General features: G+C 66.7%; 12 protein-coding genes. 2 read left to right on the top strand and 10 right to left on the bottom strand.

The genetic code is table 11. The features are described 5' to 3' along the window. Positions 1–55 precede the first annotated feature (55 nt). From proC to HPC46_RS00530, 5 genes are read right to left on the bottom strand one after another with little or no spacing between them, the layout of a single operon-like run. Positions 56–997: a pyrroline-5-carboxylate reductase gene (proC, locus tag HPC46_RS00510; RefSeq protein ID WP_325096516.1), complete on the bottom strand. Its 942-nt coding sequence runs from the start codon at positions 995–997 to the stop codon at positions 56–58. Next, positions 942–1739, bottom strand: coding sequence for a thioesterase family protein (locus tag HPC46_RS00515; protein WP_179466260.1), 798 nt, complete (start codon positions 1737–1739; stop codon positions 942–944). Before HPC46_RS00515 ends, proC begins: the two co-directional genes overlap by 56 nt. Before the next feature lie 15 nt (positions 1740–1754). Further along, complete coding sequence (locus HPC46_RS00520) at positions 1755–2600, bottom strand: sugar phosphate isomerase/epimerase family protein (RefSeq protein WP_179466261.1); 846 nt, start codon at positions 2598–2600, stop codon at positions 1755–1757. A 7-nt stretch (positions 2601–2607) separates the two neighbouring features. Further along, on the bottom strand, positions 2608–3627 hold the full coding sequence (locus tag HPC46_RS00525) for an Rv0497 family membrane protein (RefSeq protein WP_179466262.1): 1020 nt from the start codon (positions 3625–3627) through the stop codon (positions 2608–2610). Beyond that, on the bottom strand, positions 3624–4640 hold the full coding sequence (locus HPC46_RS00530; protein ID WP_179466263.1) for a Ppx/GppA family phosphatase: 1017 nt from the start codon (positions 4638–4640) through the stop codon (positions 3624–3626). Before HPC46_RS00530 ends, HPC46_RS00525 begins: the two co-directional genes overlap by 4 nt. A gap of 42 nt (positions 4641–4682) precedes the next feature. Here HPC46_RS00530 and HPC46_RS00535 point away from each other — a divergent pair, with 42 nt between their 5' ends. Continuing rightward, positions 4683–5513: a DUF3109 family protein gene (locus HPC46_RS00535; protein ID WP_233716137.1), complete on the top strand. Its 831-nt coding sequence runs from the start codon at positions 4683–4685 to the stop codon at positions 5511–5513. Between the two features lie 149 nt (positions 5514–5662). After that, positions 5663–6775 (top strand): hypothetical protein, encoded by a 1113-nt coding sequence (locus HPC46_RS00540; RefSeq protein WP_179466265.1) that lies wholly within the window; start codon positions 5663–5665, stop codon positions 6773–6775. Positions 6776–6801: 26 nt separating this feature from the next. Here HPC46_RS00540 and HPC46_RS00545 read toward each other — a convergent pair whose 3' ends face one another. The 5 genes from HPC46_RS00545 to HPC46_RS00565 all read right to left on the bottom strand — a co-directional run bounded on the left by HPC46_RS00545 (position 6802) and on the right by HPC46_RS00565 (position 13806). Beyond that, positions 6802–9192, bottom strand: a complete 2391-nt coding sequence (locus HPC46_RS00545) for a glycosyltransferase (protein WP_325096517.1) — start codon at positions 9190–9192, stop codon at positions 6802–6804. Further along, positions 9179–10306, bottom strand: a complete 1128-nt coding sequence (locus HPC46_RS00550) for a glycosyltransferase family 4 protein (RefSeq protein ID WP_325096518.1) — start codon at positions 10304–10306, stop codon at positions 9179–9181. Before HPC46_RS00550 ends, HPC46_RS00545 begins: the two co-directional genes overlap by 14 nt. After that, positions 10303–11949, bottom strand: coding sequence for a lipopolysaccharide biosynthesis protein (locus HPC46_RS00555; RefSeq protein WP_325096519.1), 1647 nt, complete (start codon positions 11947–11949; stop codon positions 10303–10305). Before HPC46_RS00555 ends, HPC46_RS00550 begins: the two co-directional genes overlap by 4 nt. Before the next feature lie 63 nt (positions 11950–12012). Further along, the gene (locus HPC46_RS00560; protein ID WP_179466267.1) at positions 12013–12837 is read right to left on the bottom strand and encodes an FkbM family methyltransferase; all 825 of its coding nucleotides are present in this window, start codon (positions 12835–12837) and stop codon (positions 12013–12015) included. A gap of 21 nt (positions 12838–12858) precedes the next feature. Further along, positions 12859–13806 (bottom strand): hypothetical protein, encoded by a 948-nt coding sequence (locus HPC46_RS00565; RefSeq protein ID WP_179466268.1) that lies wholly within the window; start codon positions 13804–13806, stop codon positions 12859–12861.

Genomic DNA, 13806 nt, shown 5'->3' on the forward strand with positions numbered 1-13806 from the left:
TGGCGGATGGGGTTACTGCGACGGGTGTGGGTAGATCCATCCGAAAATTCTTGAACTACTCTGATGTAATTCCTAGCTGCTCAGAGCGTGTTTTCGCGGCGTCGATGGCCGCCGCGATGGCCGCCCGGACCCCACCCCTCTCGAGTTCCCGCAGGCCAGCGGCGGTGGTCCCGCCCGGGGAGGTCACCATCGCCCGCAGCCGGGCCGCAGAGGTGTCCAGTCCGGCGTCTTCGCCGGCGGCCCGCTCGCCGTCGAGGCGTTCGAGCAGCAAGGCGGCCGATCCGGCCATCGTCTGCACTGCGAGATCGGTCGCGACGGCCCTGCCGAGCCCGTTTGCGACCGCCGCATCGACCAAGGCTTCGATGAATAGGAAGAAGTACGCGGGCCCGGAACCGGAGATGGCCGTGACGGCATCGAGCTGGCTCTCCGGGACCATCAACACGTCGCCGATGCACTTGAAGAGCGCCGCGACGTCGGCGAGCTGCTCAGGGGTCGCAAACCGGCCCGCAGCGAGCGCGCTGACGCCCGCACCGACCAAAGCCGGGGCGTTGGGCATCACCCGCACCACCGGTGAGCCCGCGGGCAGCCGGGCCTCGTAGAAACCGATCGTCACACCGGCCAGGACGGTGACGACGACCTGCTCGACGGTGTCGCTCTCGGCCTGGGCGGCGGCCTCGGCGATCTCGGCGATGACGGTTTCGGCATCGGCCGGCTTGACCGCGACGATCACGAACGACGCAGTCTCCACGGCCTCGGCGACCGTCGCCATCCGAACCGAGTACTTCTCGCCCAGGTAGCGGGCCCGCTCAGGCATCCGTTCGGACACCACGAGGTCCTTGACCTGCCGGCCCGCCCGAAGCAGCCCCGCAAGGATCGCCTCGCCCATACTGCCGCCGCCGATGATCGCGATTCTGGCCATGGGCACAGACCCTATAGAACGGCTATTGGCTCGGCACCAAGGCCAGCTGGCGGGTCTGCACGATGATGCGCCCCGCACTGTCGACCACGGTGTGGTCCTCGTCGAACCAGTCCTGGCCGATCTGGGTCGTCGTACACGCCACCCGCAGCCAGCCGTCATCGGGCATGCCGCGCAGGTACGCGGTCATCTGCACCGTCGGCGCCCAGCCGCGACGGTTCACCGCGTAACAGACCGGAACGGAGATGTCGCCGCACATGAGCGCGAACAACACATCCACCGGCCCCTGTCGGGGCCTGACCCAGATCTTGAACACCGGTGCGCCGGACTCGGTGACCGTCTCGGTCAGCTCCGGACGGATATCGCAGCCGCGAGCCAGATTGTTGATCGCCGCGGCGGGATGGCCCGGCCCGATCGGCTCGATATGGGCGGGCGGCTCGACGCTCATCAGCGCCGTCGCCGGGCTGGCCGACAGCAGCGGCTCGACGTGATGTTCCGGATCACCCAGGGTGACCACGGTGCGCACGCAGGTCCGCTCGCCCTGTACGAGCGCCACGTCGACCAGACCGATGCGACGGCCGCGCTTCTGCACGGTCGTGATCAGCCGCACCGCACCGGGATCGGGCGCGGACAGGAAATCCGCCGATACCGCAACAGGTTCGAAGCCCGTATGCGCATAGGCCTCGCGAGCGGCCTTGGCGCACAACGCCAGCATCACACCGCCGTGGATCTTCGGCCCAATTGTCCAGTGTTCGTTCAGGTTTGCGGTAAAGCCGTCTTCAGTTGGCGCCAGCACCATCACTTCGTCGAACCGGGGGTACATCAATACCTTTCTCGCTCAACGCAACAGGTGAGTGCGCGCGAACTGAAGTGACTCGACCAACAGGCCCTCCCGCTCGGCCTTGGTGCGCGCACCCGAGGTGGTGACTTCGAGGACCACATGCCCGGTGAAGTCGCTGGCCGCCAGCATCTGGCACACCTCGACAGTGGGCTGCGTTCCCCGGCCGGGAACCAGATGTTCGTCGGTCGATGCCCCGTTGCCGTCGCACAAATGCAGGTGCACCAGTCCAGCGCCCATCCGCCCGGCCATCTCCAGGGCATCGGTGCCCGCCGTCGCGGTGTGCGACAGATCCAGCGTGTAGTGGGCGTGGTTGCCGTCGAGCGGGTCGTACGACGGCGCGAACGCCGAAATCCCAACGCCGGGACGGCCACCGCGCTTGCGCATCCGCTCGATCGACGGGTCCCCGGAGCCGAAGAACCGGTCGGCCCGGAACGGGAACATGTTCTCCACCGCGACCAGTACATCGCTGCGACTCTCCAGCTCCGCGACCTGCTCGCTGAATCCTTCGGCGTAACGGCGCTGCCAGCGGAATGGCGGGTGCACCACCACCGTCTGTGCGCCAAGCCGCTCGGCGGCCTGCACGCTGCGGGTCAGCTTGGGAATGGGGTTGGCACCCCAAACCCGCTGGGAGATCAGCAGACAGGGCGCATGGACCGACAACACCGGCATGTCGTAACGACGGGACAGCTTGGCGATGGCCCCGATGTCCTGGCTGACCGTCTCGGCCCACACCATGAGTTCGACACCGTCGTAACCCAATTCAGCCGCGTACTCGAAAGCGGCCTCGGTCCTCAGCGGATAGACCGAGGCCGTCGACAGACCGACCTTGATTGCGGGGCGCACTGATGAATCAGGTCGATTGCAGCAGCGCCAGCGGCCCGAGTGTGACCAGCGCCCCGACCGCTACCGCGATCAGCGTGCTGGCGATGTCCTCGGTCTTCCGGACGATTCGGACGGCCACCACCAGGCCCAGGATGACCAGAACCGACAGCACCAGCGCCACGATGTTGTTCCACCGCCACAGCTGATCGAACGCGATGAACAACCCGGCACCGAACGCGACTGCCAGGATCGACTGGCCGACAATGAGAAGAGCCCGCCACACCGCGGCGAGCTTGCCCTCGCGCGGATAGTCTGCGGGCTCGGCGGCTTCATCGATATCGGTCGCCACCGCGACCGCGCCGCCGTCATCGTCCTCGTCGACGGTGACACCGCGGCGGGCCAGGTCGTCGGCCACCGTCTGGCCACCGAACAGCGTGCCGCCCGAGGACCGGAGGTAGGACTGCAGCGCAGCGGCCTCAATGGCCACCTCGACCTGCTCGTCGGGTGCCAGATCCAGCGCCGGGGCGGCTTCGTCCAGCGGATCGAAGGCCATCTGTTCGGCGTCGGACGCTTCGGTGTCGGGAGCGTCCGCCGCGGGCTGCGGTTCGGGTCTGCGCAGCGGCCGGGGGTCGTAGCTGCGCTCAGGACGGCTCTCACGCCTGGGCAGCGGGCTGTCGGCGCGTGGCGGCGGTCCATCGAAGGGCCGCGCCGGCTCCTCCTCGTCGACCTGCTCGACCTGGTCGACGGCGGGGGCCGATCCGTTGCTGGCCGGTACTTCGGCCTCAGCGGCTGCCCCGTCGTCGATTGCCTCGGCCGGCTCCTCGGCCTCCTCGACGGCAGGCACCTCGACGTCACGCGCGATGGGAATCTCGCCGGTCCGAATGATCGGGATCTCGCCGGTCAGTTCGGCAACCGTCACCGCGTCACTGTTGCCGCGCCGGCGGCGGCGCCGCCCGCCGACCGGCGGTGAGCCGATCGTTCCATTCTTGGCGAGCAACTCGGCCACCGAAATGGGTCGGCTGTTCTCGCTCTCATCTGGTGCAGTCATCGTGTGCCTCTCGATCGGGCAATAGTCGACCGATCAAAAACCTTGTGTCCAGCATCCCCCACCGAGGTTTCCACCAGGGCCGTTCCGTCAGCTTCGCTATCGAGTCGGCGCAGGATGATGCCCTCGCGCAGTGCCCAGGGACAGATGTCGACCGATTCCAATGACAGTGCTCGCATGCTTGCCTCCGCCACCAGAGCGCCTGCCACGATCTGTGGCGCCCGCTCGGCACTGACTCCCTCCAACTCGGCACGATCTGTCGTGGTCATCCTAGAGATGAAAGATATGAGCTGCCTCAGGCCGTTGGCGGTGAGCGTCCTCTTGACCCTGGGTCCCGCTCCCGACGGTGCCGCGCCGGTGAGCCGGGCCAGCGAGCGGAAGGTCTTCGACGTCGCCACAGCCAGGTCGGGGACGCCGGCCTCCAGGACGAAGGTGCTGGCCTCGGCGAGCTCGTTGTCCAGCCAGTCACGCAGCATCGCGACCCGGCGGCGGCCCGGTGGATCGTCGGGCAGCCATTCGCGGGTCAGCCGGCCGGCCCCCAGCGGCAGCGACAACGCCACCTCCGGCGCCTCGTCGACCCCGTTGGACAGCTCCAACGACCCGCCGCCGATGTCGAGGTTGATGATCCGCCCGGCGCTCCAGCCGTACCAGCGCCGCACCGCCAGAAACGTCAGCCGGGATTCGTTGGCACCGGACAGGACCTGCAGGTTCACCCCGGTTTCGGCGAGCACCCGGGCCAGCACATCCTCGGAATTCTTGGCGTCGCGCACCGCGGAGGTGGCGAAGGCCATCAGGTCGGCGCATCCGGAGCTGGCCGCGATCTTGGCGAACTCGTCGATGGTCTCGATCAGCTTGTCGGCGCCGCGGCGGGTGAGCTTGCCGGAGTCGTCGATCGCCTCGGCCAACCGCAGTGCGGCCTTCGTCGAACTCATCGGAGTCGGGTGCCCGCCGCGGTGGGCATCGACCACCAGCAGATGAACCGTATTGCTGCCCACGTCGAGCACGCCTAATCGCACGTGAACAAACGTAGCGTGCGAGCCCACCGGCCCACTTGCGACATGGGGCAAAAGCCAGCGAGAGAGCCGGGCAAATGTGGACTACCGTTGGGCGCTGTGACAACTGGGCACCCCGGCGAAGTTGAACTGGACTTCCCCCGCGAATGGGTGGAGTTCTACGACCCCGACGATCCCGAGCATCTCATCGCCGCGGATCTGACCTGGCTGCTGTCCCATTGGACATGCGTCTTCGGGACCCCGGCTTGCAAGGGCACGGTCGAGGACCGCCCCGACGACGGCTGCTGCTCGCACGGCGCTTTCCTGTCCGATGACGACGACCGGGCCAACCTCGACGAAGCGGTCAAGAAGCTGACGGACGCCGACTGGCAGTTCCGGGACAAGGGTCTGGGCCGCAAGGGTTACCTCGAGCCGGACGAGTACGACGACGAGCCGGCGCTGCGCACCCGCAAATACAAGGGCGCCTGCATCTTCCTCAACCGTCCGGGCTTCCCGACGGGCATCGGCTGCGCACTGCACACCAAGGCGCTCAAGCTCGGGGTCGAGCCGCTGACGATGAAACCCGAGGTGTGCTGGCAGCTTCCGATCCGGCGCGTCCAGGAGCGGATCACCCGCCCCGACGGCAGCGAGGTGCTCAAGACCACGATCACCGAATACGACCGGCGCGGCTGGGGCGAGGGCGGCTTGGATCTGCATTGGTACTGCACCGGTGATCCGGCCGCTCACGTCGGCAAGAAGCAGGTGTGGCAGACCTACGGCCCCGAACTGACCGAGCTGCTCGGCGAGAAGGCGTATGCGGAACTGGCGGCCATGTGCAAACGGCGCGGTGGTTTCCCGCTGCTGGCCATCCACCCGGCCACCCGCGCCGCCGAGTAGCAAAGAACTCGCAAATGAATGATTACTTGCTCGAGCCAACGAAATCGCACCTGAAGCTCTTTTAGATCGTTCGCTAGCTATGCATTGGCAAGGTTCGGTTTGACCATCTAGAATCTGTCGGTTCTCTTTCTCCGCCGACGGAGGTTCAGATGAGGCAGTCCGATCGAGGCTCCGTGGTGTTCGTCGACGACGACCCGTTGTGGCATAGCTTCCACCAGGTTGCGGCCCTCGTGCGCAGACACGGGTACGGAACAGTCCGGGTCACGACGGCCAGAACCGGGCGCATCGCGCGTTTGGTCGATCGCCTGCTCTACCAACACGCCATCTATCTGTCAGACGTCGCCGAGTTCACCCGACTGCCCGAACTGCTCGCGCCATTTCGGCCGGCCAGACTCTGTGTGACCGACAGCCTGCTCGACCACATGAGCGATGATCTCATCGACCGGATGCCACCGGAGATCGCGGCCGACCTGCGGGTCAAGCGACGGCTCAGCGACAAGACCGCGGCAGGAGTCTTGGCCGTCGAGCGCGGCGCCCTGGTGCCCGATCAACTCCCGGGGTACCTACCGGCCCCGGAAGCCGTGCAGAAGCTCGGCCTGCCCATCGTCGTCAAGTCCAACTACGGCGCGGCGGGCTCAGGTGTGCGGATCGCGCACTCGGTCGCCGACGCAGAACGGGCGGCCGCGGAGATGGGTGCGGCCGAGGACTACTTCTATCAGCGTTTCGTCGACGGCCCGATCCTCTCGTACGGGGCGATGATGACCGACGAGGGCATCGTCCAGGAGATGACCTGCAAGGGTTTCGACTCCGCGTCAGACCCCACCAACGCAGCATTCGGGTATGAGGTCATCGACGACCCGGCCTTCACCGAAGTCGGCCGGTCCGTCTGTCGCGGTGTCGCAACGTGCGGGCCGATCGACCTTCAGGCGATTCGCGACGACCAGGGGCGGCACTGGGTGATCGACCTCAACATTCGGCCATTCGGCGGGATGCTGAACTACGACCAGGATCGCTTCGACACGGCGGCCGGATATCTGTTCTCCGCCAACCTGACCGACAGTCCGCCCAGGCACCGCACTCCACCCGTCGGCATGCGGGTCGCCAAATTCCCCAACGAGGCAGAGGAATTGGCCCGACAGGGCCACGTCGGGCCGGCCCTCGGCGTCTATCTACGCCGCTCGCCGGCACATGTGCGCCTTCTGCGGATGAACTACCTTGCCTTCGCGGTTCTCAACGGCGTCGTACTGAAGCTGGGGATCTGAAAGGCCGTTGAGGGGCCGGGATTCGATCAGCGAGACGTGTTGTAGCCCAATCCCCTTGCGTCCCGGGTGTTTCGGGCGTCCGACAGGGCCGCCTCGACCAGCGCTGCGACCTCGTCCCAGGACGCACCGGCCAGGCTCTGTTCACCGGCCTTGCCCATGACGTCGGCGAGTGCGGGATCGGTCAGCAGCGCAATCAGTCCAGCGGCGAGTGCATCGGGGTCGTCGGCATCGACGAGGATTCCCGAAATCCCGTCCCGGACCACCACCGGAATGTCGCCGACCCGGGTTGCCACGACCGGACGGCCCAACGTGTATGCCAGATGGGCGACACCGGACTGCGAGCTGCGCTTGTAGGGCAGGACCACGCAGCGCGCCGGCGCGAAGTAGGACGCCACGTCGGAGACCGGGATGTACCCGAGATCCAGGGTGACTCCGGCCAGCCGAGCGACCTCGGCGCGAAGCTGCGACTCGGCCATGTCCGGTCCCAACGCCCCGGCGACCACCAATTCGGCATCGGGGACCTGGGCGCGCACCGCAGGCCACGCCTCGAAGAGGGTGTCGATGCCTTTGTAGGCGGTGACGGTTCCGAAACAGAGGGCGACCGGAGCGGTCGTCGCGGGGCTCGGCATGTCGGGCGAGACGAAGATTCCCTCATCGCCGTGTGGGATCACGTGGACCGGCGCGGTCACCGGCCACGTCTCGAGCAGAATCCGCTTCGCCGCCTCGCCGAGCACGAACACGACGTCGAGAGCGGCGTAGGCCGGTCCCAGCGCCGAGGTCATCAGAGGCGACGTCTTGTACAACCCGTCCTGGCCGGGCTGCTCGACCAACGCGCGGGGCTCGTGAGCGACCAGCACCAGCAGTGCCTTCGGCAGAATCCTGCGCACCGCCCGCACTCCCCAGCCGTCGCTCGGGAACCGCCATGCCGACCACACGACCACATCCGGCCGGGTGCGGATCAGGTGCGCGAGCAACACCCCCCAGGCCGCGGTGTGCTGCCCGGCCCGAATCACCCTGCGGCCCTTACGCAAAAGCTCGGGGAGGTTTGCGCCGGCGGTGGGGTGCCAGGTCGGCAGGATGGACACGACTCGGCAAGCGAGTTCGCGAGAGCCCAGTTCAGGGGAGGGGCCGGTGATGAGTTCCACGCTGTCACCGGCGCGCGCCAGCGCCTCACCGAGTTGCAGCGAGAACTGGTACAGCCCGCCCGACGGTGGAAACTCGACCAGGACAACGGATTGTGCTGCTCTCGCCGGCCCACGACCGAGCACGTGCTCGTACAGCGCACGGAGGCTCTCGACCCAGACACCAGCGCTGTAGATCGTGTCGTAGCGGTGACGCGCAGCGTGCCCGATGGTGGCGAGCGCCCCGGGATCGGTCCGGATCATTGTTGCCATGTCGGCGATTCCCGAACTCAAGGCGCTCGGTTGACCCGCCTCCACGAGCGACCCACAGCCGGGGCCGACGATATCGGGAATGCCGCCGACGTTGGTCGCCACGATCGGCCGGGAGCCGGCCAATGACGAGATGAGCGACGTGGGCAGCGCGTCCTCCAGCGACGGCTGGACGACGAAGTCGGCGGCAGCGATCAGATCAGGCACGTCACTGCGGAAACCGAGTACCCGAATCCGTTGGCTCAGAACAGGATCAGAATCGACAGCGGACTGGACATCTCCCAGCAGCGGGCCGTCGCCGGCGAGCGCGACGACGAGCGGGACATCAGCGGGCAACAGCCGCACGGCTTCCACGAGATCGGCGTGGCCCTTCTCCGGCCGCATCAGGCTCGCGCACACCGCCAGCAGGTGATCCTCGGGCACCCCGATCTCGTCGCGGATCGCCGCGCGGTCGCGGGTCACCTGAGGTTCGACAACACCGTTGGGCAGCACCACGACCGGGGCCGCGGCACCAGCGTATTCGGCGTACCACCGCCGTTGCGCGCTGGAAAGGGCGATCACCGCGCTCGACAGGAACCGACGGCCGACCACTGCCGCCTTGACCCGCAGCCGCGACATCCGAGACTTCGGGATGTCGATGACGTGCAGTGTCGACACCGACGGCACACCGACCAGCCGGGCGGCCAGACCGCCGACCAGATCGGCGTGCTTGAGATGGGTGTGCACGATGTCGACGCGTTCATCTCTGAGTATCTTCGCCAACCGCGTGACCGCGGTGAGATCGTAACGGCCTGAATGCATCTCGTAGACAGTCGCGCCCTGATCACGCAGTAGCGGGACTGCGCGGTTGTCGATGCCGCCCTCGGCATGTGCGTCGGAAAGTCCGATGACGACAAGGCGAATCGCCGCAGACGGAGCCGCACGGGCCAGATCGACCAAGACCGACTCGGCACCGCCCGGACCGAGGGAGTGGATCACGTGCGCCACCGTCAAGGCAGACGCGGCGGCTCGGTCAGGCGCGTTCACCGATGACCTCCTGATAAAGGCGGTCGAGTTTGTCGACCCACGTCCGCATCGAATACTTGGCCTCCGCCTGAGCTCTGCCTGCTGCACCGAATGCTGCTGCCAGCTCTGGATTTCCGATGACCTCCAGCAGCGCGTCGGTCAACGCGGGAACGTCGCGTAGCGGCACCAGCCGTCCGGTCACACCGTCCACCACGATCTCGCGGGTTCCGCCGGCATCAGAGGCCACCACGGGCAGGCCAGAGGCGCCCGCCTCGATCAGCGCGGTCGGAAGGGCTTCGTCGACAGATGCCGAAACCACCCCGTCGACGGTGGCGAGGATGTCGGGGACGTCCTCGCGGCGGCCGAGCAGCTCGACCGAGTCCGTCAATCCCGCTTCGGAAACCGCATTTTCGATGTCTGCACGGCTGGGACCGTCCCCGACAATCAACAGTTTTGCTTTCGGATGCACCGCCACGACACCGGCCCAGGCGCGAATGAGATCGACGTGATTCTTGTCCGGGCGCAGCGCGGCCACGACGGCCCACACCGGTTGATCGGTGCAGCGGGTGCCGCCTCGGACGGTGTAGCGATCCACATCCACCCCGTTGGGGATTGCTCGCCAGGTGGAGCGCGCCGGGCCGTATCTGTTGGCGTACTGGTCGAACGCATGCTGTGACACCAGCACGATCCGGCCCAGCCGAGCCGGGATCCGCACCGAGAGAAACTCTTTGAACCATTCGCCTCGGCTGGTATGGGGCTGCGGGCTCAGGTGCAGTGTGGCGACCACGGGCAGGCCGACCAGCCGGGCAGCCAGCGGCACCAGGGTCGCGGAATACCCGAGGTGCGCATGTACGACGTCGACGTGAGCCTGTCGCAATGTCCGCACGAGTCGAACGAAACCCATGGGATCCAGCAGCTTTCGCACCGAGATGTAGGTCGGGTTCAGATTCGCGTCGGCGAGACGCCCGTACAAGGCGTTCCTGTTGCTCTCTTCGGGCGCCAGGCTCGCGACCGACACATCAAGTGCCGCAGGCGCGTACCGCCCGAGCTCGGCGATCAGGTTCTCGGCACCACCGAAGTTGTACGAGTCCAGGATCATCAGTACCCGCGTGGGCGCCGGTCGCCGGTCACTCACCGAGAACCTCCCAATTGTCGCAGGCTGTTGACCGCGGTGATGACGGGCGACAGGCCTATCATGACAAGGACCGTGATCACGAAGTGGTTGCGCGGTTGGGTGACAACCGAACTCGCTGCCTCGTCAGCGCCCTTTCCACGAACGCGCCGGACTACCGAGAGTCCCGCTTCGAACAGACTCGGCGCACTGAGTTGAAGCCCGAGGATGTAGGTCAGCACACCTGCCGCTCCGGCCGCGACCAGGATCAGCGGATCCGGCAGCCCGGTCATGAGATAGGCGATCGCGAGCATGATGACGCCCATCCCGGCCGCCGCGGGCAACGGTCCGCCTACCGCATTCCACAACTGGCCCGGGGTGATTCCACCGACTCGGCGCAACAGCACGGTGTTGACCACGAGGAGCACCAACTCGACGGCGACCAGCATCAGGGCCACCATGACGATGCTGTGGCCTGCGGCCCACCACACCGGCCCGACCATGAGCGCAAGCCTGCCCGTGCCCGTCGCGAGCAGGAGTGACGGCCGGCCGATGGCCTTGAACACGTCGCCGGCATGCCACGACACCGAAAACAGCAGACCGTACACCGAGAGGACCACGAGGACCGGTGCGGCACCGGCATATTGGGGTCCGTACAGGGTGGCGACGACGGCGGGGGCGACGGTGGCGAGCGCGACGCTGATCGGTGCGCTCAACGCCATCGTGACCGCCATGACTTGGAGGAAGTGCTCCGAAAGACGCTCGCGTGCATGCTGAAGCCGAGACAGCGAGCTGAACAGCACCTCGCTGATCACGTTGCACAGTGCCAGGACCAGCAAGTCGGGCAGCCGGTAGGCCAAGGTGTACAGGCCCAGCTGCTCATCCCCGCGCCGCATGCCGATGAAGAGATAGTCGGTGTTGAACATCGCAAAGCTGAGCAGAGCGACGCCGGTCAGCGCCGTCCCGTAGCGGACGAGGTTGCGGGCCTGTTGCGGGTCGAATCCGAATCGCACGGGCGTGCGGGCGACCACCCAGTACAAGATCGTCGTCAGTATGGTCCCGACGAGCTGGCCGTAGACGAGGCTCCACACCCCGTGCCCGGCGGCGGCCAGGGCGATCGTGAGTATCGCCTTGGCGGCCGAGCCTACGAACTCGGGCCAGATCCGCTGCCGGAAGTCGAGATCGCGCCGCAGCCGGGCAGCGGGGATCACGCTGAACGCCGAGATGGTGAGGCCGATGGCCAGCACTCGAATCAGGGGCGTGAGTTCCGGTTGGCGGACCATCTGGGCGCCATATGGGGCGGCGACGGCCAGTGCGGCCCCGGCGATGACACCGAAGATCGCCGTGAGGGTAAGCCCCGTCGGGGCCAGGCGGTCCCACTTCCCGGGGCTCTGCACGAGTGCGGCGCCGACCCCGAGATCCTTCATGTAGTCGAAGAGATTGACGACCAGCAGCGCCAGGGTGAACAGACCGAAATCAGCGGGATCGAGCAGCCGTGCCGCGACGATCGTCATGATCAGCGTTGAGCTCTTGCTCAGACCGAAGACCAGATAGTTCCACGCGGCCTGCCGGCCCGTCGGAGGCGTGGGCTCCGGTGCTGCCGACGGCTCGTCCTTGGTCTGGTCGCGATCCTCGCCGGCTATGGTCGGATCCTCGCCCTGTCCCACCCGAAGAGTCCCCGATCGACTTGGAGCCGCAGCCATTTCACGGCCATCATAAAGCGGCGACCGTCAGCGCGAAGCGAAAAGGTAACCGGCCGCCCACGGCCGCGGATCGTCCGCCCTCGATGTCACCGTGAAGCCGGCGTCGACCAGGATCGCGTGGACGGCTTCTTTGGTGCGGTAGGACTCATCGCCGGTTTCGTCGGCCAGGAAATCATGACACCCGATCGCAGCGTTCCGCACGATCGGGAGCACATCGGTTGCACCGCGCAGGGCGGGCAATTCGGCGCCTTCGATGTTCATCTTCAAGAAGTCGATGCGGTCCAGCTTCAGCTTCGCCACCAGACCCGGGATCGTGATCGCCGCAACCGGGACTCCCTCGGAGCCGATCTTGTTCTCCAGATACGACTCAGCCTGCAGGTCAGTGATTTTCACCGTGCCTTCGGAGTCCATCACAGCCGCGTGGATCAACTCGACGTTGCGCAGATCGTTGGCCCGGCAGACGCGTTCCAGCTTGGCGTAGGTCGTCGGGTGCGCTTCGACAGCGATGACTCTGCCCGAATCGCCGACCATTCGGGAGAACGGAAGGGCCTCGGTCCCGATCCCCGCCCCGACGTCGAGAACGACGTCTCCCGGCCGAATCGAGTATTCCGCCAGGAAGACCTCCCGCGCGAATTCGTCACACTGTCCGGCATCCATTCCCTCGCCGCCGCGCAGGTCTGGCAGGAGCATGGCGCCGGCCCGCGTGCGCTTCAGCCAATCACCGGTCTGCCGGTCGTAGGTGAACAACGCACGATCGCCGCCCAGGGTGGCTTTCGCGGAGGCGGCGAGTCCGAGCAGCCAGCGGGTCGGAGGTCGATTGACGGCGTCGTACACGGCGTGCTTGAGGGCCACTTGTGCACGATAGCAGCGGTGTCAGCTCAGCACTCGCAGCTTTTCCCACGGCACCCGCTCCATCGGGTCGTAATCCCAACGGAATCCCGCGGCTTGGTAGGTCTTGCCGAGCGCCGGCGGCGCCGCAGAGGCCTCGAGTTCGAAGCTCACGCTCAGTGGCGCACCCCCGACGTCCACGATGTATCCGCCGTAGCGCTGCATGGCAGTCGCGACCGCCAACTCCCCCCTGCTCAGACCGAGCGCACTCAGGTCAACAGCCGGATCCAGTTGCAGGTGAGCGCCTTCGGGGAGGCAGTCAGCCCTGGTCGATTTGCCGTCGGACTTCAGTGCCGGTGGCCGAAAGGTCGTGCAGGCGTTGCTGGTTTGCAAGGCCAGGGCGTGCGGTATCACGCCGGCCCTGATCTCGGCGACGCGGATGACGCCACCCAGCCGAGAGGCGCCGGATCCGGTAGCCGAGCCGCCCCAGCCCGACCCGCGCAGACTGTTGACCGCGCCCCACTGCGCAGACCATTCGTTGCCCGTTTTGACTGCCTGCCAGAACTCGAAGATGGTCGAGCTGGTTTCGTCGACGGTGACCAGCACGCCGTCCGAACCCGAATTTGGCTTCGCCCCATAGGGAATCGGCACCGGCCAGCCGGCGAAGGGGCAGACACCCCATTCTGGTCCCGTGCATTTCACATCGAACGTGGGGGCATCCGGGCCGGCCGAATAGATCGGGATGCCGAACTCCACGATGTTGGCGAACAGACCGCGGGTGGACTGGACGTACTCGATCATCGCCGCGCTCTTCGGATCTACCGTCGGCTGTTGAGGAATCGTGCGCCGCCACGGGCTGTCGGAGGCAAAGGGATTGGCGAGCCCACCCTCGACGGTCTTCGAGCAGGCCGCCCGCCCAGTCAAGACTGCGGCCACCACGGTCACGATCACCACCACCGCGGCGACGGATCGCCCTGATCGACTGTCGAGCAT

Source organism: Mycolicibacterium vinylchloridicum, assembly GCF_013404075.1.
Taxonomy (GTDB): Bacteria; Actinomycetota; Actinomycetes; order Mycobacteriales; family Mycobacteriaceae; genus Mycobacterium; species Mycobacterium vinylchloridicum.